This is a genomic window from Rhizobium sp. CFBP 8752, from assembly GCF_014842035.1.
Classification (GTDB): Bacteria; Pseudomonadota; Alphaproteobacteria; order Rhizobiales; family Rhizobiaceae; genus Neorhizobium; species Neorhizobium soli.
On sequence record NZ_JACYUZ010000001.1, the window covers coordinates 2,078,905 to 2,104,862 of the forward strand.

The window sequence follows — 25,958 nt, forward strand, 5'->3', positions numbered from 1 at the left end:
CCGTCTCAATCCAAAGGCCTGATCAGCCGGCGAATTTGCCGCTGCGCGGAAAGCCCTTCGGAACGGTGCGGCCGGCGGAGGCGCGGTCACCCATCCATTCGAGAAGCTCATCCTTGCTGCGGTTGAAGGCGCGTCCGGCACTGTCTTCCCAGGCAAGCCCGGTATCGATTGCGAAACACTTGATGTCGGAGATGCCGCCGTCCTTGTAGCGCTGCAGGCGCACGCCCTTGCCGCGTGTCATTTCCGGCAACTGGTCGAGCGGAAAGACCAGCATCTTGCGGTTCTCGCCGACGATCGCGACGTGATCGCCCTTGACCTGAACGACCAGCTTCGCCTCGTCCGGCATCGAGACGTTCATGACCTGCTTGCCCTTGCGGGTGTTGGCCACCATCTCGCTTTCGGCAATGACAAAGCCATAGCCGGCGGTCGAGGCGATCACCATCTTGCGGCTGGCGTCGTGGACGAAGGCGGTCAGGATGTCCTGGTCGTTCTCCATGTCGACGATGATGCGGATCGGCTCGCCATGGCCGCGGCCGCCCGGCAGCTTGTCGGCGCCGAGCGTGTAGGCCTTGCCGCCTGTTGTCACCAGCAGCAGCTTGTCGGTCGTCTGCGCCGTGAACGCGATCTTCGGACCGTCTCCTTCCTTGAAGACGAGGCCCGACGTATCGGTCACATGCCCCTTCAAGGCGCGGATCCAGCCCTTCTGCGAAATCACGACGGTGATCGGTTCCTTTTCGATCATCGCCTGCTGGATTGCTTCCAGATTGGCTTCCGGCGCATTGGCGAACTGGGTGCGGCGGCGGCCAAGTTCGGTCGCCTTGGCATACTGTTTCTTGACCTCCTGGATCTCCCAGGCCACGGTCTTCCACTGCTGTTCGTCAGAGGCGAGAAGCGACTCGATCTCGCCCTTTTCCTTGGTCAGATTATCGTGCTCGGTGCGGATCTCGAACTCTTCGAGCTTGCGCAAATTGCGCAGCCGCATGTTGAGGATCGATTCCACCTGCAGGTCGGTCAGAGACCAGCGCGCCACCATGACAGGCTTCGGCTCGTCCTCCTCGCGGATGATGCGGATCACCTCGTCGATGTTGAGATAGGCGATCAGCAGGCCGCCGAGGATTTCCAGCCGCCGGTCGATGGCTGCCAGACGGTAGCGGGAGCGGCGAACCAGCACGTCCTTGCGATGCGCCAGCCATTCGAGCAGCACCTCGTTCAGCGCCATCACCCGCGGCACGCGCCCCATCGAGAGCAAGTTCATGTTGAGCGGAATGCGGTTTTCAAGCTCGGTCAGCTTGAACATCGATTCCATCAGCAGCGTCGCATCGACCGTGCGGTTCTTCGGCACGATGATGATGCGGACGTCTTCGGCGGATTCGTCGCGGATGTCGTCGAGCAGCGGCAGCCTGCGGGCAATCAGCAGTTCGGCGATCTTTTCGATCAGGCGCGACTTCTGCACCTGGTAGGGAATTTCGGTGACGACGATCTGATAGCCGCCGCGGCCGAGATCCTCGATCTCCCACTTGGCGCGGACGCGGAAGCCGCCGCGACCTGTCTTGTAGCTCTCGAGGATCGACTCGCGGTTATCGATGATGATGCCGCCGGTCGGAAGATCCGGACCCGGCATGAACTCGAGCAGCTTTTCGACGCTGGCATCCGGATGGGCGATGAGATGCAGCGCCGCGTCGCAGACTTCATGGGCATTGTGCGACGGGATCGACGTCGCCATGCCGACCGCGATCCCGGAGGCGCCGTTGGCCAGCAGGTTCGGGAAGGCACCGGGCAGAACCGTCGGTTCGGAGTTGCTCTCGTCATAGGTATCGCGAAAGTCGACCGCATCCTCGCCGATTCCCTGCAGCAGCAGTTCGGCAACGGCAGTCATCTTCGATTCGGTGTAACGCATCGCGGCGGGGCTATCGCCGTCGATATTGCCGAAATTGCCCTGGCCGTTGACCAGCGGATAGCGCTGCGAGAAATCCTGCGCGAGACGGGCAAGCGCATCGTAGATCGATTGGTCGCCGTGCGGATGGTAGTTACCCATCACTTCACCGACGATCTTTGCGCATTTGCGGAAGGCCGAGTTGGGACGAAGGCCCATCTCGTTCATCGCGTAGACGATACGGCGATGGACGGGTTTCAGACCGTCGCGCACATCAGGCAGAGCACGGTGCATGATCGTGGAAAGAGCGTAGGCAAGATAGCGCTCTTCGAGCGCTGCCTTCAGGTCAACCGCCTGAATGTGGTCGCCGCCGCCGTCTCCCGAGCCGTCGCCAGGTGGAGTTACAATTTTTCCCATGGCACTTGACTATAGAAATCCCTGATTCCCGGCAAGAAACCTATCCAAACGCCCTGTGGATGATCGGGCCGATGACACAAGTTTTCGCTGTTTGGCGACAAACATTTACGCTGCCGCAATTATGCCGAAGCGAATGGACACTACGGCATGGACGTTTTGCACCGTCCGCCTTAACTCTTGCCTCAGCCAGACTGTAATTGATCCCGGGCCGTGCCGCCCGCCAGGAGGACCTATGACCCACTTTTCCACCACGGCGCGCCTGCTTGCCGCCGCCACAGCGCTGTCGGTGTTTGCCGGGCCGGCCTTGGCTCTCGATGGCAACGATCTTCTGAAGAAGATCAACGCCGCGCTCGTCATCCAGGGCGGCGCGCTCGAAGCCCAGTCGGTTGCCGTCGACGGGTCGAAGGTGACGCTGACAGGCGCAACCTACAATCCCTCAGGGGCTCCGCAGAAGATGCCGATCGGCACTGTGACGATGGATGGCGTCGAAGAAGCCGAGGGTGGCTACACGATCGACAAGGTGACCTTCCCTAACATCAACGTTTCGCATGAAGCCACCACGATCAGCGCGTCCGACATCACGATGAGCGGCGTCACGGTACCGGCGGACGCCACGAAAAACACAATCGAGTCGCTCCTGCTCTACGAGGAAGCCAAGACCGGCGCCACGACCGTCGCAGTCGGCGGCAAGACCGTTCTCACAGTCGGCCCGAGCAGCGTCACGACGGAGGTTGCCGACGACAATTCCGGTATCGACTTCGATATGGCGCTGAACGAAATCAAGGCGGATCTCAGCATCATCGACGATCCGCAGTCGCGCGAGGCAATCCAGGCGCTTGGCGTCAACACTCTGGATGGCAGCATCAACCTCAACGGCACATGGACGCAGAACGACGGTACTGTCGCCGTCGAGGAATATGCGATCGACTTCGACAAGGTTGGCCGCCTCGACCTGTCCTTCAGCTTTTCCGGCTATACGATCGACTTCCTGAAGTCCGCGCAGGAGACCGCAAAGGCGCTGGAAGCCAACCCGAACAAGCAGGAAGCGCAGCAGGCGGCAAACCTTGCCATGCTCGGCCTGATGCAGCGGCTCACGTTCAACGCCGCCCAGATCCGCTTCGAGGATGACGGCGTGACGGCGAAGGCGCTGGATTATGCCGGCAAGAAGCAGGGTTCGAACGGCCCGCAGATGGCACAGATGATCAAGGCGATGACGCCGATCGTGCTTTCGCAGTACAACATTCCGGAACTGCAGAACATGCTGAGCCAGGCCGTCAACACCTATCTCGACAAGCCCGAGAACCTGACGATCACAGCAGAGCCGGCAAACCCTGTTCCGTTCCCGATGATCATGGGCGCGGCAATGGGCGCACCGAACACGCTGCCCAACGTGCTGGGCGTCAAGGTCTCCGCTAACGACTGATCGATTCCCTCTACGGAATGAATGAAAAAGCCCCGGCAAGCGATTGCCGGGGCTTTGTTTTGTTCAGGATAGGTGCGCCGCTTCAGTGTCCGGGGGTTGCCGAAAGGGCTGCGTGTTCCTTGTCGTGCAGCGCGAACCGGTCGATCATCGAGGCGCTTGCCTCGTTGGCACCGATCACCTCGACGGCGATGCCGCGACTACGGAATTTCATCACCGCACGATCGAGTGCCCCGACGGCCGAGATATCCCAGAGGTGCGCACGGCGAACGTCGATCGTGATTCGTTCCAGGCTTTCGGCGAAATCGAAGGCATCAACGAGAGCGTCTGCCGATGCGAAGAAGACCTGTCCTTCAACCGCATAGGTTCTTGCCTTGCCGTCTTCGGAAAGGCTGGAGGACACGCGCACCATCCTGGCCACCTTGCCCGCAAAGAACACACCCGACAGAAGCACGCCGACGATGACGCCCTTCGACAGATCGTGCGTTGCCAGAACAACCGCGACGGTCGAGAGCATGACGATCGAGGATGTACCGGGATGCCGCTTGAGATCGATGACCGACTTCCAAGAGAACGTGCCGATCGCCACCATGATCATGACGGCCACGAGTGCTGCAACCGGCACAATGCGCAGGATATCATCCAGCACCAGAAGCAGGATCAGCAGGTATATGCCGGAGGCAAAGGTCGAAAGCCGGCCTCGCCCGCCTGACGTGACGTTGATCACCGATTGGCCGATCATGGCGCAGCCGCCCATGCCGCCGAACAGGGCTGCAACGATGTTGCCGCTGCCCTGACCGAAACATTCTTTTGTCTTGCTGCTGGTCGTGTCTGTCATTTCGTCGACGATCTGTGCGGTCAGCAGCGATTCCAGAAGACCGACGGCTGCGAGTGCCAGCGAATACGGAAAGATGATCCGCAGCGTCTCGAAGGTCAGTGGCACGTCCGGCAACAGGAAGTCCGGAAGCGCCGTCGGCATCGCGCCGAGATCGGCAACGGTCGGAACCTCTATGCCGAAGGAGAGCGCCAGAATGGTAACGGCAGCGATCGCCACAAGGGGTGACGGGATGGCTTTGGTTACGTAGGGAAACAGATAGATGATGCCGAGCGCCAATGCGATGAGCAGGTAGGTCACTTCGGGAACGTTGATGAGCTGCGGCAGCTGAGCCAAAAAGATCAGGATCGCCAGTGAGTTGACGAAGCCGGTCATGACCGATTTCGACACGAACCGCATCAGGCGACCGAGTTTCAGCATGCCGGCGAAGATCTGCAGGATGCCCATCAGGATGGTTGCGGCAAACAGGTACTGGATGCCGTGATCGCGTACCAGGGGCCCCATCAGCACCGCAGTGGCAGCCGTGGCGGCCGAAATCATGGCCGGGCGGCCACCGGTGATCGCGGTGGTGCAGGCAATGGCGACCGAGGCGAACAGGCCGACCTTTGGATCAACGCCGGCAATGATGGAAAAACCGACCGCTTCGGGGATGAGCGCGAGCGCAACGACGATGCCGGCAAGGAGATCGCCGCGAATGTTCGAAAACCATTCGCGCCGATAGGCGGAAATTGACTGTGTCATGTATTGGAAACTTCGCAAATAAAGCGCATCCGCCGGGAGGTATCCTCCAGGGTGAGAAAGACGGCTGATGCTTTGCGTTGTCCGGCGGATCGGCGGCCGGAAGAGCCACTCGGGAGTTTCACCTGAGTCCTTGTGATGGGCGACCTATAGCGGAGAGAATTGCAGATGCCAAGCGTGGTACGGTAATATCTGCGAGACGGCGACGGTAGCGGCTCCGAAGCGATACGGACTAAAAGCTCCGACGCAAAAAGACCGGAGCTGCGGTGGCAGCCCCGGTCTTTCAAATACTATCCGAAATCGGACAGGTCCTATTCCAGGACCTGAATAACCGTGCGCGTCTGCGGGTCAACGATGACGCGGCGATCGTTCACGACCGTGTAGCCATAGGAGTCATATCCCTGCACAGGACGAACCTGGACGGCTTCCGGCAGCACGCGACCAACCAAGACGTCGCCTTCGTACGGCACGGATTCAACCGGCTGTTCCATCACGTAGGTGCGGACTTCGCCTGGCATGACAACCGTTGCGGGTGCCATTGCTGGTTCCTGCGTGATGATCGTCGTCTGGGCGAAGGCTGCACTCGAAAGCGCCATGAATGCCGCCGAAGCGGTCAGTACGATCTTGCGCATAGTCTTACTCCATTTGTTTATTCTGCCTCTACAACTCGAAGTACGCGGCGATGGTTCCGTCCGACCAAGGTCTGATCGCTGCACTGCAACCAAGCCCTGCCCTGCTGAAACGGGAAAGCCCGGCCTCCTTCGAGCGCCGGGCTTTCCAATCTCGTCACAGAAATAGAACCGAAGATCAGTCCTTCTTGACCGGCGGGATCGGGCGGATCGCCAGTTCGCGCAGCTGCGAGGGGCTCGCTTCCGATGGCGCGCCCATCAGAAGGTCCTGAGCCTGCTGGTTCATCGGGAACAGCGTGATCTCGCGCAGGTTCTTGGCACCGGTCAGAAGCATGACGACGCGGTCGACGCCGGCTGCCATGCCGCCATGCGGCGGTGCGCCGTACTGGAATGCGCGGTAGAGGCCGCCGAAGCGATCTTCCACGTCCTGCTGCGAAAGACCGACCATTTCGAAGGCCTTGACCATGACTTCCGGCAGCTGGTTACGGATCGAGCCAGACGCGATTTCGAAGCCGTTGCAGACCATGTCGTACTGGTAGGCCTTGATTGTCAGCGGATCCTGGTTTTCCAGCGCGTCGAGGCCGCCCTGCGGCATCGAGAACGGGTTGTGGGCGAAGTCGATCTTCTTGTCTTCCTCGTTGTATTCGAAGAATGGGAAGTCGACGATCCAGCATAGAGCGAACTGGTTCTTGTCGGAAAGGTTCAGTTCGTCGGCGGCGCGGTTACGGGCTTCGCCGGCAAACTTGTAGAACTTGTCCGGATCGCCAGCGACGAAGAAGCAGGCATCGCCCGCTTCGAGGCCAAGCTGGGTGCGAACGGCTTCGGTGCGCTCCTCGCCGATGTTCTTGGCGAGCGGACCGGAGCCCGCGATCTTGCCGTCTTCTTCCTTCCAGAAGATGTAGCCGAGACCCGGCTGGCCCTGGCCCTGCGCCCAGGCGTTCATACGGTCGCAGAACGCTCTCGAACCGCCGGTCTTGGCCGGGATCGCCCAGACTTCGACCTTCGGGTTGGATGCGATCATGTTTGCGAACACCTTGAAGCCGGAGCCGGCGAAATGCTCGGTGACGGCTTCCATCTCGATCGGGTTGCGCAGGTCCGGCTTGTCGGAACCGTATTTGCGCAGCGCGACGTCGTAAGGGATCCGCGGGAATTCCTTGGTGACCGGCTTGCCTTCGGCAAACTCTTCGAAGATGCCGCGCATGACCGGCTCCATCGTCTCCCAGACTTCTTCCTGGGTAACGAAGCTCATTTCCAGGTCGAGCTGGTAGAATTCGCCTGGCAGGCGGTCGGCACGCGGGTCTTCGTCGCGGAAACACGGTGCGATCTGGAAGTAGCGGTCAAAGCCCGCCACCATCATCAGCTGCTTGTACTGCTGCGGCGCCTGCGGCAGCGCGAAGAACTTGCCGGGATGGATACGGCTTGGAACCAGGAAGTCGCGCGCGCCTTCGGGCGACGATGCGGTCAGGATCGGTGTCGAATATTCGGTAAAGCCACAGGTAGCCATTTCGCGGCGCATGGCAGCGATGATTTGCGTGCGCTTGACGATGTTCTTGTGCAGCGTTTCGCGGCGAAGATCGAGAAAGCGGTACTTGAGGCGCACGTCTTCCGGATATTCCGGCTCGCCGAACACCGGCAGCGGCAGTTCCTTGGCAGCGGACAGGACTTCGATCTCCTGTGCGTAGAGTTCGATCTCGCCGGTCGCCATCGTCTTGTTGACGGTCTCGTCGGAACGCGCCTTGACGGTGCCGTCGATGCGGATGACCCACTCGCCACGCACGACTTCGGCCGACTTGAAGGCCGGGCTGTCCGGGTCGGCAACGACCTGGGTCATGCCATAATGGTCGCGAAGGTCGATGAACAGAACGCCGCCATGGTCACGGACGCGATGAACCCAGCCGGAGATACGGACATTGGAGCCGACATCCGACTTGCGGAGGGCTGCACAGGTGTGGCTGCGGTAACGATGCATTGTCTTTTATCCTGGACTGATGCTGAAAGCGGCTTCATCGGCGCGCGAAGCACAGCCGTACGAACCCATGAAAATCGGCCGGAAAAGCGCATGGTGGGCCTGCTTTGTCAAGACTTGTCACAGTCTCCCGCGGCGCTCGAGCCCTTTCCCCCGCTTTTACGGCTAGAGTTGCATAGGAGGATGTCATAACCAGAATGGGTCGATACGGCCAGCGCGCTGGCTGAGTCTCTGCGCCTGCCGACCATGCCCGAAAGCATCCGATGAACCAGATCCGCCCGCTGATACCGCTTCTGATCACCGCAGGGATCCTGATCGGCGGCAACGGGCTCCAGGGCACCTATATCGCGCTGCGCGGTTCGGCCGAGGGTTTTTCGCCGTCGGTCATCGGCCTGATCGGTGCCGGCTACAGTGTCGGCTTTGCGATCGGCTGCATCTATGTGGCAAGGCTGCTGCGCTCGATCGGCCATATCCGCACCTTTGCGGCCATGGCGGCAATCGCTGCGTCCGCCTCGATCGCCCTATCGATGGTGATCGATCCCGTCTTCTGGTTCGCCATGCGCTTCCTGATCGGCATCACCATCGCCAGCCTGTTTGCCACCGTCGAGAGCTGGATCAACTCGCAGGTGACCAACGAGAACCGCGCGCGGACGCTGTCGATCTACCGTTTCGTCGATCTCGGCTCGGTCACGATCGCGCAGTACCTGATCCCGACCTTCGGGATCGACGGGCCTGTCATCTTCAACATCATCGCCATCGCGCTGACGCTGTCGCTTGTGCCGATATCCATCGCCGACAAGTCGGGGCCGACGCCACCGGCCTCCATCTCATTCGATCTGAGAACCGTGTGGCGCATTTCGCCGCTCGCTGTGGTCGGCGTCGTGGCGGTCGGTCTGTCGATGGCGGCCTTTCGCAATATCGGGCCGATCTACGCCAAGGAGATCGGCATGAGCATCACGTCGATCGCGACCTTCATGAGTGCCGGCATCATCGGCGGCGTGGTGCTGCAATATCCGCTCGGCGTCTATTCGGACAAGCTCGACCGGCGGCGCGTCATCCTGTGGACGACGATCGGGTCCGTCATCACCGGCGCCTATCTGTCGTTCGGCGCGGGCAGCAACGAGACGGCCAATATCATCAGCGTCTTCCTGTTCGGCGCCTTTTCGATGCCGCTCTATTCGCTCTGCTCGGCGCATGGCAACGACCACGCCAAGCCCGGCGAACACGCAGTGATCGCGGCAGGATTGCTGTTCTTCTGGTCGGTCGGCGCCACGTTCGGACCGCTGCTTGCCGCAGCACTGCTGGAATTCTATGGCCCGCGCGCATTCTTCCTCTACACGTCCTTCATCTTCGCCGGGTTCGCGATCTACACGCTGCGCCGGATGCAGGTGCGGGCACCGGTGCCGCCGCAGCAGCGGAGTTCGCGCTTCCGGGCCCTCCTGCGCACGTCGGCCTATTTCAACCGGCTTGCAGACCCTGCGGACCGTGGTGGCGACAAGGACAGGGACGCTGACGGCAACAACAGGAAATAGCCGGCTGCTGCGGGGAAAGGCTGGCCGTTTGTCTTGACATCTGCGGCGGGAAGGGAAAGGAAGGTTGACCACCTGCACGTGAATGAGACGATGATCGAAACAACAATTGCCCTTCAGGAAGCCTGCGAAAAGCTGGCTCAGTCAGACTTCATCACCATCGATACGGAGTTCTTGAGAGAGACGACCTTCTGGCCGGAACTCTGCCTGATCCAGATGGCAAGCCCGACAGTCGAAGTTCTCGTCGATCCGCTGGCAAAAGGGCTCGACCTCAAGCCCTTCTTCGAGCTGATGGCGAATACGGCGGTGACCAAGGTGTTTCACGCCGCGCGCCAGGATATCGAGATCATCCATCATCTCGGCAATCTCGTGCCGCATCCGATCTTCGATACGCAGGTCGCCGCCATGGTCTGCGGCTTCGGCGACAGCGTCTCCTACGACCAGCTGGTCAACCGCATCAAGGGCGTGCAGATCGACAAGTCGTCGCGCTTTACCGACTGGAGCCGCCGGCCGCTGTCGGAAAAGCAGCTCGACTATGCGCTGGCCGACGTCACCCATCTGCGCGACGTTTATCTGTCTCTGAAAGAACAGCTGGAACGTGAAGGCCGTGCCCTCTGGCTGACGGAGGAAATGGCGGTTCTCGAGAGCGCGTCGACCTATGACCTGCATCCCGACGATGCCTGGCTTCGTCTGAAGTCGCGTCTGCGGAAGCCGAGCGAGTTGGCAATCCTGAAATTCGTCGCCGCATGGCGCGAACGTGAGGCGCGCAGCCGCAACGTACCGCGCTCGCGCGTGCTCAAGGACGACGCGATTTACGAGATTGCCCAGCAGCAGCCGAAGGATACCGAAGCGCTCGGACGTCTGCGCACCGTGCCGAAAGGCTGGGAGCGCTCGTCCTCGGGCGCCGCAATCGTCGAGGCTGTCAATACGGCGCTGGCGCTGCCGAAGACCGAGATGCCGCATGCGCCGAAGCATGTTCACCTGCCGGAAGGCACGGGCGCTGCCGTCGAACTCTTGAAGGTTCTGCTGAAGCTCATTTCCGACAAGCAGGGCGTTGCCGCCAAGGTGCTTGCCAATACCGACGATCTGGAAAAGATTGCTGCCGAAGGCGAGTTGGCCGAAGTGGCCGCCCTTTCCGGCTGGCGTCGCGAACTGTTCGGCGACACGGCGCTCAAGCTGATCCAAGGCGGCGTGGCGCTGCGCTTCGTCAACAAGAAGGTCGAGGCGGTCGAGCTGTAAGGCTCGTCCTCACCGTCTCCAAGCACAAAAGGGATCGGCCACCGGAGATCGTGGTGCGATCCCTTTTCGCTTTAATCCCAGCCATTTCCTGCGTTTCTGCCCTGCTCAGCGATGCTGCTGATGGGTGCTTTAGCGTGTCAAGAAACAGACGTAAAACCTTCATCCAAGCGTCAAGCGATCATCACCTCACCGTCATGCGTGCCGCCTATCGACGTCGCGTGTTCTTCTCAATCGAACAGGTGATTTGATGACCAAGACCTTTTTAGCCTCCGTCTTCGTAAGTGCCCTCCTCGCCGGCACGGCATTGGCCGACGACCGCGAATTTCCGGCAAAGCTCACAGGCCAGGCAATCCTGCCAGCCAATACGGTAGCCGCTTCCCCATCCGATGTTCCTGAATTTCTCAAGACATCTGGCAAGTTCACGACGCCAGACCGCAAGCGTACGGAAAAGCTTGGCTCGATCGACGGCAAGGACGGTGTTCGCGTCACCGACGTCAAGCTGCCGTTCAACGGTCAGCCGATCCAGGGCTTTTCCGGGATCAAGGCCATGGCCGACGGCACGTTCTGGACGCTGTCCGACAACGGCTTCGGCTCGAAGGCCAATTCCTCCGACGCGATGCTGTTCCTGCACCAGGTGAAGTTCGACTGGGCGACCAACAAGGTCGATGTCGTCAAGAACATCTTCCTGTCTGACCCTAACAAGATCGCCCCCTTCCCGATCGCCATGGAAGGCAGCGACAAGCGCTACCTAACCGGCGCCGATTTCGACATCGAATCGATCCAGCCGGTCGCAGACGGTTTTTGGCTCGGCGAGGAATTCGGGCCTTACCTCATCAAGGTCGACATGCTCGGCCAGCTGACTGACGTCGTTGCCACCACCGTCGACGGCAAGAAAGTCACCTCGCCCGATAACCCGACGCTGTCCATGCCGGCCAACCCCGCCGCCAAGATGCCGGTCTTCAACCTGAAGCGTTCGGGTGGCTATGAAGGCATGGCACTATCGAAGGATGGGCAGAAGCTGTACGGCCTGCTGGAAGGCCCGCTCTTCCTCGACGACGGCAAGGTCGAACAGGCCGATGGCCGCACCGCGCTGCGCGTCATCGAATTCGACATCGCTTCGAAAAGCTGGACCGGTCGTTCCTGGCTCTATCCGCTGTCTGAAAAGGGTGTCGCGATCGGCGATTTCAACATGCTGGACGCCACGACCGCACTCGTCATCGAACGCGACAACGGCGCCGGCACCAAGGACAAGGCCTGCACCGATCCGAAGCAGCCGAAGCCGGATTGCTTCGATGCACCGGCCGAGTTGAAGCGCGTCTACAAGATCGAGATGACCGACGCCAATGTCGGCGCTGCCGTCCGCAAGATCGGCTATATCGACCTTCTGAACATCAAGGACCCCGACAACAAGAAGAAGGCTGGCTCGAAGGACGGCATCTACGACATGCCGTTCGTGACGATCGAGAATGTCGACCAGATCGACGCGACACACCTGATCATCGGCAATGACAACAACCTGCCCTTCTCGGCCGGTCGCGCCGTCAACAAGGCTGACGACAACGAGTTCAGCCTGATCGAAGCCGCCGAGTTCCTCAACGCGAAGTAAAGCAGTGAGGCGGTAATCGGCAGGCCTCTAGAGCCCGGACATCACCACGACGAAACCGAAAAGGGTATCTGCATCGGCAGGTACCCTTTTCGACTCCATGACACTTCGAACCTGGACGTATTAAAGCTCAGGTATCGCCCGGATCTACCATTTCAGGACGTCGTTAAGCGATGATGGCGCTTTCAAGCTTCTGTTCAAGTTCGTCGAAGGATCATTGAGCTGACGGACGATGTCGCTCTTTTGCGACGAGGAAAGATTGCTCCCCGACTGCCGCAGGATCAGGATCTGGTTATTGGCCACACCCTGATCTGTCGTATCCTTGGCAGCGTTTACGCTCAGCTCCACGGCCCGCGGATCCTGCAGGCGGTACAGAAAATCTGCTGCCTGGTAGCGAATGGTCTTGTCCGGATCTGCGGCCGCCTGGATCAGCAACGGAAAATCCTCAGCGGCCAACTTTTGCGACAGAGACGACGCCAGATTGGGGTCGGAGCGGATCATTTCTGCCAGGGCATAGACCACGCCGAGCTTGACGCGGTAATCGTCCGGCGATGCGTGCAGCGCAGACAGCATCATGGGCACTGCGACAACTCCGGCAGAGACCAGAAAGTCGCGGGAATTGCGCCTCAGGAACGTATCGTCGTTCCGCAGGCCGGCAAGCGCCTTCTGAATTTGGTCGACCGATGCTTCCGGCCGAACCGCCGCCTGAGCGAACGCGCTCAGATCCCACCATGCACCCGTCGTGCTGCCGCTAACCTCCGCTGTCGGCCCAGGTGAAAGCGTATCCAGTTCGGACAGGAGAACCAGCGAGCCGTTCTTGACCTTCCGCGCATTGTAGTCGAAGCGCCACTGGACCGGCCGGCCTTCGGCGAAAATTGCCCGGATTTTCTGGGCATCGCCGATAAGCTCGAAATACTCTTTGCCAGCTTCCTTTTCGATTGTATCGACCTGCATCCGCATCTGCGTGCTTTGCAGCGATGTACCGAGGCCAAGAAACTTGATCCGTCGGACCATGGCATCCTTGTAGATGTAGAGCGGCTCGTCATCGATTATGCGGATATCGGCGACATGCGAGAAGTCGCCGCTGATCTCGCCTTTAAACAGCGCCGGCGTGCCAGGCGGCGTAAATTGCTGGAGCATCAGAAACAGAACGACTGCCATGGCGCCGGCCCCGGTCACCGACCAGCCGGCCCAGTTCCCTGCAACCTTTGCACCGAACGCCGCAAGCACCAGCCCGAAACCGACGCAGATGGTCAGCGAGGAGGCGGTCTGGCTGCGTCCCAAGAGAAGGATCGCAGTACCCAGCAGCACGAGAAAGAGCCCGACGGCCACGCCGGCAACAAAGTATTTTTCCGGAAAATTGTTCTCGGCCGCCAGCGCGTTATTGGCCCCACGGTCCGCATGATTGTTCGCGCCTTGATCTGCCACTGCCATGTTCGAGCCCCCCTCGAAGCCAACACCAACATAAGGCATGCCTGTTCAACCGAAGATAAGCCGAAGCCCGCTCGGTTGCAACCGTCTAGATCTGATGCATCTGTTCTCGCAACAGCTGCTATTCGAACACGAAGGCGAGCTTCTTGCCGGTCAGCTTGGCAAGCTGCTGCAGCCGACCTTCCAGCCGCTCGCCCGCGAAGTTGCGGTAAGCGTGCGGCACGACGAATTCCATGTCGAGATCGGGCGAACTCGACTGGCGGAAAGTCAGGTTATTGACGATGCCGGGCATCGAAGCCGAGAACAGATAGACGACCCGCAAAAGCCCGCCGAGCAGTTTGGCGAGCTCAAGAAGCCGCGGTGTCGCGATCGTCGAGAGCGGACCGGTGGCACCGTCGTCGCTCAAACCCTCGAACCGGTAGTAGTTGGCGAGCGCCAGGTAGGCGCGGCCCGCATGGGTAATGCCGACGAAGGACGAGTGGGCGATGACGTTAAGTGCCTGGGCGCCGCGGTAATCGGGATGCGCACGCCAGCTGATATCGGCCAGCAGGCAGGCAGCCCTGCGATAGCGGCTTTCTTCCTCGGTCTCGGTAATGCCGAAGAACGGCACCATGCGGCCGGTCCAATCGGCAAGCTCGCGCGCATGTTCGGGCGAACGCGCGCGCAAGATGGCGAGTTGATCGGCAGCCACGACCAGCGGATCGGCCTGCTTTTCCTCATCCGGCATCAGATGATAGAGATAGCCTTCCCGCACGCCCTGCGCCGAAAAGCTGACGACCGACGGCTTCATGACGGAGAGCACTTCCTGCAGGGCCACGGCGCCGAAGGGCAGAAGCGAACGACGGCTTTTCGAGACGGCCTGCCAGGCAGGATCCTTGGAATCCTTGGCATCAATCACGTCCTCGAGGAATTTCTGGATTTCCTCGAAGGTCAGTTCATACCCCTGCATCATGTGCAGCGGATATTTGGTGATTTCCATGTGCAGCTTGGCGATGTTGCGCCAGGTACCGCCAACGGCGTAGAAGGTGCGGCCCTCGCCCTTTTCCAGGAAGCGGGCGGTATTGACCTGCTTGCGGGCAAAGGTGCGCGCCTTGGAGATGGAGCCACCTGATGATTCCGACAGGCGCAGGCCGCCGAGAGGCAGGGTGATCCCCTTGCCGAACTCATGTCCCTTGATGTCGATCAGTTCAAGCGAACCGCCGCCAAGATCGCCGGCAACACCGTCGACATCGTGGAAGCCGCTGATCACGCCGAGAGCCGAATACTTGGCTTCTTCCTCGCCGGACAGGAGCTGGATTTCCTGGCCGAGGATTTCCTCCGCCTTGGCGATGAAATCAGGGCCGTTGGAGGCTTCGCGGGCGGCGGCCGTTGCAAGGACGTAGATTTCCGTCGCCTGCGCCTGGTCGGACAGCGCCTTGAACCGTCTGAGAGCGGCGAGCGCGCGCAACACGCCCTCGTCGTCCATCCGGCCGTTCGAGCCGAGACCCTTGCCAAGACCGCACAGAACCTTCTCGTTGAAGAGAACGGTCGGTGCCCTGGTCAGGCCTTCGTAAATCACCACGCGAACCGAGTTCGAGCCAATGTCGATGACGGAAACAGGGGCGATGCCAGGCAGGCGCCCTTGAGCTTCAGATCGTACCATGCTGCCTATTTCTTGACTGTTCTTGCCGGCTACTTTTTGCGTCCGGACATGACGCCGGCAATCAGTTTCGGAGCGCTGGATTTCAGGGCTTCACCACGCCCCGAGAGGCTAGGATTGGTCATGAAATAATGCTGCGCGTTGAACGGTTCTTCACCCTTGCGCACTTCCATGCGCCTTGACGTACCGTCCGCCAATATCTCGTAGCTCTGTTGATTGTCAATGAGATTGCCCAGCATGATCTGTGAAAGAACCTGCTCGTGCACGGTCGGATTGAGCAGCGGTACCAGCGTTTCGACGCGGCGGTCGAGGTTGCGCGGCATCATGTCGGCAGACCCGATGTAGAGCAGCGCCTTGTCCGAAGGCAGGCCGTAACCGTTGCCGAAGCAGAAGATGCGGCTGTGTTCGAGGAAGCGCCCGACGATCGATTTGACGCGGATATTGTCGGAAAGACCCGGCACCTGCGGGCGCAGGCAGCAGATGCCGCGGATGACCAGATCGATTTCGACGCCGGCGCGGCTGGCGCGATAGAGGGCGTCGATAATCTCGGGATCGACCAGTGAATTCATCTTCATCCAGATCGCGGCCGGAGCTCCCGCCTTCGCGTGCGCGATCTCTTCCTCGATGTGTTTGAGAATGCGCGGTCGCAGCGTGTAGGGCGACATGGCGATCTTGGTGCTTTCCTTCGGCTCGCCGTAACCGGTGATAAAGTTGAAGATATTCGCCATGTCGTGGGCGATCTTCGGGTTGCAGGTGAAGAAGGAAAGGTCCGTGTAGATCTTTGCGGTGATGGGATGGTAGTTGCCGGTACCAAGGTGGCAGTAGGTTCTCAGCTTGCCGTCCTCACGGCGCACCACCATCGACATTTTCGAATGTGTCTTGAGCTCGATAAAGCCGAACACGACCTGCACGCCAGCGCGCTCCAGGTCTCGCGCCCAGCGGATGTTGGCCTCTTCGTCGAAGCGTGCCTTCAACTCGACCAGCGCCGTCACCGACTTGCCGGCCTCGGCCGCATCGATCAGGGCTCGGACGATGGGGCTGTCGTTGGAGGTTCTGTAGAGGGTCTGCTTGATGGCGAGGACGTCGGGGTCGCGTGCTGCCTGAAGAAGAAACTGCACCACAACGTCGAAACTCTCGTACGGGTGGTGGACCACCATGTCCTTTTCGCGGATGGCGGCGAGGCAGTCTCCGGCGTGTTCGCGGACGCGTTCGGGAAATCGGGCGTTGTAGCTTTCGAACCGCAGATCGTCGCGCGGCGCCTTGGTGATTTCCGACAGCGTGTTGAGTGCCAGAAGACCCGGCAAGACCGCGACGCGGTTGTCCGGAACGCCGAGTTCCTGCACCACGAACTGGCGCAGTTCCGCCGGCATTTCCGAATCGGTCTCGATGCGGATGACCTTGCCGCGGCGGCGGCGCTTGAGCGCCGTCTCGAAGAAGCGGACCAGATCCTCGGCTTCTTCCTCGACTTCGAGATCGCTGTCACGGATGATGCGGAACGTACCGCCGCCCTTGACCTCGTAACCGGGGAAGAGCCGGTCGGTAAACATGGCGACCGCATCTTCGAGCGTGATGTAGCGGATCGTGTTTGCGTCGTCAGGCAGACGGATGAAGCGGTCAAGCGTCGTCGGCAGGCGCAGAAGACCCGTCATCGGCTCCTTGCCGTTCAGGCTGTGCAATTGCAGCCCCATCGAGAAGCCAAGATTGGGGATGAACGGGAACGGATGCGCCGGATCGATCGAAAGCGGTGTCAGGATCGGGAACAGCTCGTCGTCGAACGTCCCGGACAGCCAGTTACGGTCTTCGTCCGAAAGTGCTGCCGGACGGACGATCAGAATCTCTTCCTGCGCCAGATACTGCTGTAACACGGCGAGCGAGGCCTGCTGCTCCATCTGCAGATTGTCGATTTCCTGCAGGATCGCATCCAGCTGTTCTGCCGGCGTCTTGCCATCGGGGCTCTTGATGACGATGCCCTGGCGGACCTGCCCCTCGAGACCGGCAACGCGCACCATGAAGAATTCGTCGAGGTTTGCAGCCGAGATCGACAGGAAGCGGATGCGCTCCAGAAGCGGATGCGACGCGTTCAGCGTTTCCTCGAGAACGCGGCGGTTGAACTGCAGCCAGGAAAACTCGCGGTTGATGAACCGCTCGGGGCTGGAAAGCAGCGCCTCACCCATATCCACCGCTTCGTCCCTGCTGGCTGCCTCGCCCTTTTTGGGCTGCTCAATCTCGGTCGTCATCGATTCCATCTTCATCCATCCCAGAGCCAGCCCCATAACCGGTATGCGTGGGGCCGTGCGATACGTTTGACGACGCGACCGTCATAGTCAATTGCCGGCGCAGACGTTGCTAATCATTCGGTACGGCACTGCCGAAATCCTTGAGGACTTCGGTTGCCAGAGGACGGGTGATCCGGGTCCCGCGCGCCAATGCCAACCGGTCAAGCCGGTCGACGATGGTCTGCGCAGCGCCCAGGGATCGCTCCATCCTGGTGACGATGTAACTGAGAAGTTTGTCATCAATATAAAGCTGACGATCGGCAAACAGTTTTACCATCACCTGGGCCAGCAATTCCTCATCGGGCTCGCCGATTTCCACCACGGTCGCAGCCTTCAGCCGTGATTTGAGGTCCGGCAGCGTCACGGACCAGGACATGGGCCACAGCCGCGATGTCATCAACAAAGTGCGGCCATGCTGGCGCACGGCATTGATGACGTGGAAAAGCGTGGTCTCGTCGAAGTCGCGCCGATCGGCGTCCTCAAACAGCACCGGCCCATCCGCTGCGACAGTTGCTGCATTCGAACCCGAGATCGGATGGATCTCGGCAGCCCCTGCCCGCTCCCGCCAGATATGGGCGAGATGCGACTTGCCGGAACCGACGGGACCCGCAAGGATCACGACCGGCGATGGCCAGGCCGGCCACTCGTCGACGATAGAGACGGCGGCGGCCAGCCGTTCGGAGACCAGGAGATCATCCCGGCTCTGCGCGGAATCATGGGTGAATTGCAGCGGAAGCTGTTCGCTTCTGCGCTGGTCGCGTTCGCTCGATCCGGTCATTCGCTTTTCAGATGTCTTTCTGGTCGCTCTTGGGAGCATCGAGACGCTGCATGCCGGTATTTTCATTGACCACGGCCTGTGGCGCCCCTTCCCACGGCAGATCTACCGATCGGCCGTAATAGAGATCGCTGTCAAGATACCGTGAGATCGCGAACCGGACAAGCACGCCGACGACTGCCGCTGCGGGCACGGCGAGAAGAAGACCGACAAAGCCGAACATGGCACCGAAGGCAAACAGCGCAAACATCAGCCAGACCGGATGCAGACCGACGCTTTCGCCGACCAGCTTCGGCTGCAGTATATTGCCTTCCAGGAACTGGCCGGAGAAGAACACGGCAGCGACCGCCATGATCCACAGATAGTCCGGCCAGAACTGTACGAGCGCCACACCGATCGCCATGATCAGCCCGATCATCGAACCGATATAGGGAATGAACGAAATCATGCCGGCGACGAAGCCGATCAGCAGGCCGAAATTCAGGCCCACCAGCGACAGACCGACGGCATAGTAGATGCCGAGGATGAGGCAGAGTGATCCCTGCCCGCGAATAAAGCCGGCGACGGATCCATCCATGTCGCGGGCGATGTCGCGCACTGTCTGGACCTGATCGCGCGGGATCCAGCTATCGACTTTCGACACCATGCGGTCCCAGTCCAGCAGCAGATAGAAGGCGACGACCGGGGTAACGATCAGGAGCGACACGACGTCGACGATCGCCTTGCCGGAGTTCCAGATCTGCGCAAACAGGGTACCGATGAAGCCGGCGCCCTGGCTCAGCACTTCAGAGAAATTCTGTTTGACGGTCTCGATCTGGCTGGAGACCCAGCTCGGCAGGAACGAGTTCTCCGGGTTGGAAATGATCTGCTGCAACTGGGTGATGTAACCGGGCAAAGCGGCGGCGAACTGGGTGAACTGGGTGACGATGATCGGGATGACCAGCATCAGCGACAGCGCGAACACCGTGACGAACGAGACCAGGATCAGCACGGAAGCCATCATCCGGCTTAGTCCGCGGCGCTGCAGCCAGTCTGCGACAGGATCGAGGAAATAGGCGAGCGCCATGCCTGCGACGAAGGGAAGAAGGATGGAGCTGAAAAACCACAGAAACAGCGCGAAGATGAAAAGAACGGCTGCCCAGAAGAAGACATGGCGGCGCAGGCTCGCTCCGCTGATATGATAGGGCATCTTTACGTCCTTTTTGCACTGCATTCCCGGTATCACGCATATGAGCCCGGACCGGGTAAGGTCAAGATCGGCATCGACTTCGCCGCGTCGCCGGAGGCCGGGCCTGTGAAAAGCCTTGAAAGCCCACGCTTCTGCTTGCATCCTCCGCCTTGTCATGCAATGGCGGGCCGGAGATTTTTGCGCAGCCGCACCACGCCGAAAGGTCTCGATCTTCGGTTCGCGCGGCATGTCCCAACGGAGAATTACGATGAGCGAGACGGGCAAGAACGGTCTCACCTATAGCGATGCCGGCGTCGATATCGACGCGGGCAACCTGATGGTCGAGAAGATCAAGCCGGCGGTACGCTCAACCCGCCGTCCCGGCGCAGACGGCGAAATCGGTGGCTTCGGCGGCCTGTTCGACCTGAAAGCTGCAGGCTTTACCGATCCGATCCTGGTGGCTGCCAATGACGGCGTCGGCACCAAGTTGAAAATCGCGATCGATGCCAATTTCCACGACACGGTCGGCATCGATCTCGTCGCCATGTGCGTCAACGACCTCGTCGTGCAGGGCGCAGAGCCGCTGCTGTTTCTTGACTACTTTGCCACCGGCAAGCTTGATCCGGACCAGGGCGCTGCCATCGTCAAGGGGATCGCTGCGGGCTGCGTCGATGCAGGCTGCGCGCTGATCGGCGGCGAGACGGCGGAAATGCCGGGCATGTATTCCGATGGCGATTACGATCTTGCCGGCTTTGCAGTGGGCGCTGCCGAACGTGGCCAGCTTCTGCCAGTCGGCGACCTGGCCGCCGGCGACGTCATTCTCGGCCTCACCTCCTCGGGCGTGCATTCCAACGGTTTCTCGCTGGTGCGCAAGATCGTCTCGATCTCGGGCCTTGGCTGGGATGCGCCTGCGCCGTTCTTCGACGGCAAGTCGCTCGGCGAAGCGCTTTTGACGCCGACCCGCATCTATGTAAAGCCACTGTTGAAGGCGATCCGCGAAACCGGGGCCCTGAAGGCGCTCGCCCACATTACCGGCGGCGGCTTTCCCGAAAACATTCCGCGCGTGCTGCCGAAGAACCTGGCGGCCGAAGTCGATCTCGACTCGATCCCTGTTCCGCCCGTGTTCTCGTGGCTGGCAAAGACCGGCGGTGTCGAGCCGAAGGAAATGCTGCGCACGTTCAACTGCGGCATCGGCATGATCGTCGTCGTTTCGGCTGAAAATGCGCAGACGGTGACGGATGTGCTCACCCGCGAAGGCGAAATCGTCGTCCCTCTCGGCCGCATGATCGACCGTGCGGAAGGCGACGCCGGCGTCGTCTACAAGGGCACGCTCGGTCTATGAGCGACGCACTCGCCAGCGTGCAGAAGAAGCGCGTCGTCGTGTTCATTTCCGGCGGCGGCTCCAACATGCTGTCGCTGGCGGACGCCTGTGACGATCCAGGCTTTCCGGCCGAGATCGTTGCCGTCATCTCCGACAAACCGCAGGCCGGGGGGCTTGCGAAGGCTGAGGCGCGGGGCATCCTGACGCTCGCATTCGAGCGCAAGTCCTTTGCCGGCAAGGCTGAGCACGAGGCGGCGATCCTGGCGGCACTATCGGATATCCAGCCGGATATTATCTGTCTGGCGGGTTATATGCGGCTGATTTCGGGAGAGTTCATTTCCCGCTACGAGGGCCGGATGCTCAACATCCACCCATCCATCCTGCCGTTGTTTCCGGGCCTGCACACGCATCAGCGCGCGCTCGATGCCGGGATGAGGGTCGCCGGTTGCACCGTGCATTTCGTGACCGAAGGTATGGATGAAGGGCCGATCGTCGCGCAGGACTGCGTGCCCGTTCATATCGACGACACGCCTGATACGCTCGCCGCACGGGTACTGACCGTCGAACACCGGATTTACCCGGAAGCGCTTGCGCTTCTGGCAACGGGAGGCGTCAGCCTCAAGGCCGGCAGGGCAAAATTCGACCCAGAGGGTTAGTACACTTCCGCGCCGCACGCCGGCGATACCCATCCGGCGTGCAGCGTTCATCACTTAGCTACGCAGGAACGCCATCAGGTCGTCCGTCAGCCGCTGCTTGTTCGAGGCAAACAGCCCGTGGGGCGCGCCGTCGTATTCGATCAGCGTCGCGCCGGGGATCGCGGCAGCGGCGGCACGGCCGGACGTCTCGATCGGCACGGTCTGGTCGCCTGTTCCGTGGATGATCAGCGTCGGCACCTTGAAGCTCGGCAGGTCCGGACGGAAATCCGTCGAGGAGAAGGCCTTTGCGCAAGCAAGCGTTGGCCGAAGACCCGCCATCATCGTCTGCTGGAACGACCAGTCGAGCACGGCTTCGCTCACCGAACCGGTGAACACGCCGACGCCGTAGAAGCTTTTCAAAAAGCCGTGGAAGAAATGCGCCCGGTCTTCCTTCATGCCGGCCGTCATCTCGTCGAACACCGACTGCGGCACACCATCAGGGTTGTCGGGCGTCTGCGCCATATAGGGAACGACCGACGCAATCAGCGCGGCCTTGGAAACGCCCTTGCCGCCGTGGCGCGACATATAGCGGGCAACCTCGCCACCGCCCATGGAAAAGCCGAACAGTGCTGCATCCTGCGCGCCGGTCGCCTCGATGACATCGGCAAGATCGTCGGCCAGCGTATCGTACTCATAACCGTCCCACGGCTGCTCGGAGCGGCCGAACCCGCGTCGGTCATAGGAAATGGCGCGGAACCCGGCGTCTGCTGCCACCACCGCGAAGTCGTCCCAGGTGTCCGACGTCAGCGGCCAACCGTGCATCATGATAACGGGACGGCCGGTCTTCGGACCCCAGTCCTTGACATAAAGCTGCGTTCCGTCGCGGGTGGTGATCATGGTCATCTTTGCATCCCTTCTTCTGGCAATGGAACCAGTCTAACGGGAGGTCTCTGGCAATTGTTCCCCGACATGGAAGCGATGCATCCCTCCCAACGACCAGCCATTTGACGACCGGCTTGGCGCGGACTACCTTGGATTGAACCGGAGGTGTGAGATGACGATCACGGTCAAGCTGGGTGATGCGAAAACCGAACTTTCCGAGCTCCTGCCCCTCGTCGAAGCCGGCCAGGAGGTGGTGATTGCGCGTGGCGAAACACCGGTCGCGCGGCTCAGCCCGATCGCGGCCACGCCCGGTATGAATGCTGAGTTCACCGAAGAACAACTCGCGCGGCGGCGGGCAGTGATCGAAGACATCATCGCTTTCCGCGACAGGATGCCGTCGGCAACTGCCGAGGAAATCGATGAGTGGAAAAAGGAAGGTCGCCGATAGTGACGGCATTCGTTGCAGACGCATCCGTGGTTTGCAGCTGGATCCTTCCAGACGAACGTCATCCAATCGCAGATGCAGCCTTTGCTCGCCTGCAGACTTCCGAGGCAATCGCGCCACAACTGCTCTGGTACGAAGTGCGGAACGTGCTGATGGTCGCATACAGGCGTCAGCGCATCTCGTTCGACCTCGTCCTCGAAGGCTTGGCGAAGCTGCGCAAGCTCAACATATCGACGGTCGCTGTCGAGGATGACGGCGTTATTCTCGACCTTGCGACACGGTACCAGCTATCCGCCTACGACGCCGCCTATCTTGCGCTGTCGCTCGAGGAAAACCTCGAACTCGCAACGCTCGACAAGCAGTTGATCGCGGCAGCCCCGTCGGCCGGGTGCAGCCTCGTGCGGGCCTAAAGCGCCGCCCGGTTAAGCACGGCCCACTGCAGCAGCATGATTGTCTTGGCATCGATGATCTCGCCGTCGGCGATCATCGTGACGGCCTTGTCGAGCGGAAACTCCAGCACTTCTAGATCCTCGTGCTCGTCGGCGAGCCCGCCACCCTCGTTGATCCGGTCGGAAAGATCGATCGAGGCGTGGAAGAAGTGGATGACCTCGGTCACGGAGCCCGGCGACGTCAGTGCCTTGAAGACGAAACGCACGTCGCGGATCCGGTAGCCGGTCTCCTCCATCGCCTCGCGGCGGATCGCGTCTTCGGCGTCTTCGCCATCAAGAAGGCCGGCCGGGACCTCGATCATGAAGGACGGCTCGCCGATGAGATGCGCGGGCAGCCGGAACTGTTTGACAAGGACCACGATATCGCGTTCACGGTCGTGCAGCAGGATGCAGGCGGCCGGCGTGCGATGGAAAACCTCGCGCTTGATCCGCTGCGTCTCGCCGTTGCGATCGGTATAGTCGAGTTGATAATCGGAAAGCCGCGTCCAGCCCTGCGACAGCGTCGTATCGCTGACGATCTTCACCCGGTCATTCACGTCGCTCATGCGATTTCCCTGCGTAGCCAAACCTTGTTGTCGTGCACGGCAGCACCTCCGAAAGGCGCCACCGGGTCGGCGCCGGTGAGGACGTTGATGCCCTCGCCGTCGAGATGCGCGTCGTTGGGCCACAGTCCTTCGGCGATCAGCACGCCCGGTTTCGCGCCGGCCACGAGTCTCGCATGCAGACGGATCTCGCCCCGACGGTTGCCGAGCGTGACTATATCGCCGTCAACGATGTCGAGACGTGCGGCGTCCGTCGGATCGATCATCACGTCCGGCCGCCCTTCCTTCTCCACCGAGCTTTTGGTCTCGGCAAAGGATGAATTGAGGAAGCTGCGCGACGGCGAGGTCGCGAGGCGGAACGGATGCTCGGCGTCGGCCGTCTCGATCACGTCGACCTGGTCCGGAAAACGTGGCAACTGCCCATGCGGCCCGAGCGGACCGACGCTATCGGGCGTCCGGTCCGGCGATGGGCCATTGATCCAGTCGGGGCTGAAGCGGAATTTGCCGTCCGGATAGCCGAAGCCGTTGATGTAATGCGCAGTGTCGAAATCCGGTTGCGCATCGATCCACTTGTCGGCCTTCAGCGCGTCATAGGAACCCCAACCGCTGGCAGTCAGGATACGGTCGATATGGGTGCGTTCGTCCATGCCGAAGCCGGCAAACCCGTCGACGCCCAGACGCTTTGCCAGTTCCTCGATGACGAAAAGGTTGGTGCGCACCGTTGCCGGTGGTTCGACCAGTTTCGGGCCGAGCAGGATATGCTGATGCCCGCCGCCGCGATAAAGGTCGTCATGCTCAAGGAACATGGTCGCGGGCAGAACGATATCGGCAACCTTTGCCGTATCGGTCATGAACTGCTCGTGGACGGCGGTGAAAAGATCGTCGCGCAAAAAACCTTCGCGCACGAGGCGCTGTTCCGGCGCAATATTCATCGGATTGGTGTTCTGGATCAACAGCGCCTTCACCGGTCCGCGATGACGCAGCGCTTCCGCGTCGCCGGTCAGCACACGGCCGATCTGCGACTGGTCGAGCATGCGGATGTCCGGATCCTTGTAGGCCGTGCCCATCAGCTCGGCTTTGTTGAACCGATAAATCTCGCCGTTGTTGTGGAAGGCGCCGCCGCCTTCGTGTCGCCAGGAGCCGAGCACGGTCGCGATCGACAGCGCCGCGTGCATCGCCGCCGTGCCGTTGCGCTGACGGGAAAAGCCGTAGCCCAACCGGAAGAAACTCTTCGGCGTGGTGCCGACGAGCCTGGCGAACCCCTCGATTTCCTCGACGGTGAGGCCTGTGATCGCCGACGCCCATTCCGGCGTGCGGCTTTTCAGATGCGCTTCGAGGCCTGCCGGATCATCGGCATATTTCGCCATATAGGCGCGGTCGGCATAGCCGTCACGGAAGGCGACATGCATCACGGCGCAGGCGAGTGCCGCATCGGTGCCGGGGCGCAACACCAGCTTGACGTCGGCCTGTTTCATTGTCGGATTGTCGTAGATGTCGATGACGACGATCTTGGCGCCGCGCTGTTTGCGGGCCTTGATCGCATGGGTCATCACATTGACCTGGGTGGAGACCGCATTGGTGCCCCAGATCACGACGCAATCGGATTTCGCGATCTCGCGCGGATCGGGGCCGCGCAGGGCGCCTGTGCCCATCACATAGCCGGTCCAGGCCATGTTGGTGCAGATCGTGCCCATGAAGCCGGAATATTTCTTGGCGTGGCGCAGGCGCTCGATCGAATCGCGCTGCACCTGCCCCATGGTTCCCGCATAGAAATAGGGCCACACCGCCTCGGACCCGTGCTTCGCTTCAGCCTTGACGAACGCATCGGCGATCTCGTCCAGCGCCGCGTCCCAGGAGATCTCCTGCCAGAGCCCTTCGCCCTTGGCACCCATGCGGCGCTGTGGCACCATCAGGCGGCCGGGATGATAGATGCGCTCGGTATAGCGCGCGACCTTGGCGCAGATGACGCCGGCCGTATAGGTATTGTCGGACGAGCCGCGGACACGACCGATCCTGCCATCCGCGGTCAGATCGACATCCAGCGCGCAGGCGCTCGGACAGTCATGCGGACAGACAGTATGGCCGACGGAAGTGTGACCGACGACGGGGCTTTCGGGAATGGGGGTCGCAACGTTCATGGCTTTTC

At 61.0% G+C, this 25,958-nt stretch carries 20 protein-coding genes and 1 other annotated feature; of the genes, 8 read left to right on the plus strand and 12 right to left on the minus strand.

The annotated features are described in order from the left end of the window. Positions 1-22 precede the first annotated feature (22 nt). Positions 23-2,290 (minus strand): DNA topoisomerase IV subunit A, encoded by a 2,268-nt coding sequence (gene parC, locus IFT59_RS10045; protein WP_192086741.1) that lies wholly within the window; start codon positions 2,288-2,290, stop codon positions 23-25. A 232-nt stretch (positions 2,291-2,522) separates the two neighbouring features. On the opposite strand from parC, the gene IFT59_RS10050 reads away from it, so the two are divergent. Beyond that, complete coding sequence (locus IFT59_RS10050; RefSeq protein WP_062453289.1) at positions 2,523-3,713, plus strand: hypothetical protein; 1,191 nt, start codon at positions 2,523-2,525, stop codon at positions 3,711-3,713. 82 nt (positions 3,714-3,795) lie between these two features. Here IFT59_RS10050 and IFT59_RS10055 read toward each other — a convergent pair whose 3' ends face one another. The 3 genes from IFT59_RS10055 to aspS form a co-directional block, all read right to left on the minus strand. Next, the gene (locus IFT59_RS10055; protein ID WP_192086742.1) at positions 3,796-5,286 is read right to left on the minus strand and encodes a SulP family inorganic anion transporter; all 1,491 of its coding nucleotides are present in this window, start codon (positions 5,284-5,286) and stop codon (positions 3,796-3,798) included. A 75-nt stretch (positions 5,287-5,361) separates the two neighbouring features. Beyond that, positions 5,362-5,419, minus strand: a sequence feature (sul1 is cis-regulatory element that is thought to sense ions involved in sulfur or methionine metabolism; They are found in Alphaproteobacteria). Positions 5,420-5,594: 175 nt separating this feature from the next. Further along, positions 5,595-5,915, minus strand: a complete 321-nt coding sequence (locus tag IFT59_RS10060; RefSeq protein WP_062579936.1) for a DUF1236 domain-containing protein — start codon at positions 5,913-5,915, stop codon at positions 5,595-5,597. A 175-nt stretch (positions 5,916-6,090) separates the two neighbouring features. Beyond that, a complete protein-coding gene (aspS, locus tag IFT59_RS10065; protein ID WP_062579935.1) occupies positions 6,091-7,881 on the minus strand; it encodes an aspartate--tRNA ligase in 1,791 nt (596 codons plus the stop codon). Positions 7,882-8,141: 260 nt separating this feature from the next. Between aspS and IFT59_RS10070 the strand changes: the two genes are divergently transcribed. The 3 genes from IFT59_RS10070 (at position 8,142) to IFT59_RS10080 (ending at position 12,252) form a co-directional block, all read left to right on the plus strand. After that, positions 8,142-9,410 carry an MFS transporter gene (locus IFT59_RS10070; RefSeq protein ID WP_062579933.1) on the plus strand — a complete coding sequence of 423 codons (1,269 nt, stop codon included), beginning with the start codon at positions 8,142-8,144 and terminating at the stop codon, positions 9,408-9,410. A gap of 90 nt (positions 9,411-9,500) precedes the next feature. Further along, positions 9,501-10,646, plus strand: coding sequence for a ribonuclease D (rnd, locus tag IFT59_RS10075; RefSeq protein ID WP_062453294.1), 1,146 nt, complete (start codon positions 9,501-9,503; stop codon positions 10,644-10,646). Between the two features lie 247 nt (positions 10,647-10,893). Then, on the plus strand, positions 10,894-12,252 hold the full coding sequence (locus tag IFT59_RS10080; protein ID WP_192086743.1) for an esterase-like activity of phytase family protein: 1,359 nt from the start codon (positions 10,894-10,896) through the stop codon (positions 12,250-12,252). A 144-nt stretch (positions 12,253-12,396) separates the two neighbouring features. Here the strand turns inward: IFT59_RS10080 and IFT59_RS10085 are convergent, their stop codons facing one another. The 5 genes from IFT59_RS10085 to IFT59_RS10105 all read right to left on the minus strand — a co-directional run bounded on the left by IFT59_RS10085 (position 12,397) and on the right by IFT59_RS10105 (position 19,559). After that, complete coding sequence (locus IFT59_RS10085; RefSeq protein ID WP_192086744.1) at positions 12,397-13,683, minus strand: HEAT repeat domain-containing protein; 1,287 nt, start codon at positions 13,681-13,683, stop codon at positions 12,397-12,399. Positions 13,684-13,801: 118 nt separating this feature from the next. Then, positions 13,802-15,322: an exopolyphosphatase gene (gene ppx / locus IFT59_RS10090; protein WP_192086745.1), complete on the minus strand. Its 1,521-nt coding sequence runs from the start codon at positions 15,320-15,322 to the stop codon at positions 13,802-13,804. A gap of 29 nt (positions 15,323-15,351) precedes the next feature. Then, positions 15,352-17,565 (minus strand): RNA degradosome polyphosphate kinase, encoded by a 2,214-nt coding sequence (locus IFT59_RS10095; protein ID WP_062580250.1) that lies wholly within the window; start codon positions 17,563-17,565, stop codon positions 15,352-15,354. Between the two features lie 100 nt (positions 17,566-17,665). Beyond that, complete coding sequence (hdaA, locus tag IFT59_RS10100; RefSeq protein WP_192086746.1) at positions 17,666-18,373, minus strand: DnaA regulatory inactivator HdaA; 708 nt, start codon at positions 18,371-18,373, stop codon at positions 17,666-17,668. Positions 18,374-18,380: 7 nt separating this feature from the next. Next, positions 18,381-19,559: an AI-2E family transporter gene (locus tag IFT59_RS10105; protein ID WP_062453299.1), complete on the minus strand. Its 1,179-nt coding sequence runs from the start codon at positions 19,557-19,559 to the stop codon at positions 18,381-18,383. Positions 19,560-19,806: 247 nt separating this feature from the next. Between IFT59_RS10105 and purM the strand changes: the two genes are divergently transcribed. Together purM and purN are read left to right on the plus strand one after the other, a co-directional pair. Next, a complete protein-coding gene (purM, locus tag IFT59_RS10110; protein ID WP_113111070.1) occupies positions 19,807-20,880 on the plus strand; it encodes a phosphoribosylformylglycinamidine cyclo-ligase in 1,074 nt (357 codons plus the stop codon). Next, positions 20,877-21,515, plus strand: coding sequence for a phosphoribosylglycinamide formyltransferase (gene purN / locus IFT59_RS10115; RefSeq protein WP_192086747.1), 639 nt, complete (start codon positions 20,877-20,879; stop codon positions 21,513-21,515). The genes purM and purN overlap by 4 nt, the downstream gene beginning before the upstream one ends. 54 nt (positions 21,516-21,569) lie before the next feature. Here purN and IFT59_RS10120 read toward each other — a convergent pair whose 3' ends face one another. After that, positions 21,570-22,397 carry an alpha/beta fold hydrolase gene (locus IFT59_RS10120; RefSeq protein WP_192086748.1) on the minus strand — a complete coding sequence of 276 codons (828 nt, stop codon included), beginning with the start codon at positions 22,395-22,397 and terminating at the stop codon, positions 21,570-21,572. 151 nt (positions 22,398-22,548) lie between these two features. Here IFT59_RS10120 and IFT59_RS10125 point away from each other — a divergent pair, with 151 nt between their 5' ends. Both IFT59_RS10125 and IFT59_RS10130 read left to right on the plus strand, forming a co-directional pair. Continuing rightward, positions 22,549-22,824 carry a type II toxin-antitoxin system Phd/YefM family antitoxin gene (locus tag IFT59_RS10125; protein WP_184654885.1) on the plus strand — a complete coding sequence of 92 codons (276 nt, stop codon included), beginning with the start codon at positions 22,549-22,551 and terminating at the stop codon, positions 22,822-22,824. Beyond that, positions 22,824-23,231, plus strand: a complete 408-nt coding sequence (locus IFT59_RS10130; protein WP_062453304.1) for a type II toxin-antitoxin system VapC family toxin — start codon at positions 22,824-22,826, stop codon at positions 23,229-23,231. Before IFT59_RS10125 ends, IFT59_RS10130 begins: the two co-directional genes overlap by 1 nt. Here IFT59_RS10130 and IFT59_RS10135 read toward each other — a convergent pair. Both IFT59_RS10135 and IFT59_RS10140 read right to left on the minus strand, forming a co-directional pair. Continuing rightward, on the minus strand, positions 23,228-23,815 hold the full coding sequence (locus IFT59_RS10135) for an NUDIX domain-containing protein (RefSeq protein WP_184654883.1): 588 nt from the start codon (positions 23,813-23,815) through the stop codon (positions 23,228-23,230). The two genes, IFT59_RS10130 and IFT59_RS10135, sit on opposite strands and share 4 nt — an antisense overlap. Then, on the minus strand, positions 23,812-25,950 hold the full coding sequence (locus IFT59_RS10140; RefSeq protein WP_192086749.1) for a molybdopterin-containing oxidoreductase family protein: 2,139 nt from the start codon (positions 25,948-25,950) through the stop codon (positions 23,812-23,814). The genes IFT59_RS10135 and IFT59_RS10140 overlap by 4 nt, the downstream gene beginning before the upstream one ends. Positions 25,951-25,958: the final 8 nt, after the last annotated feature.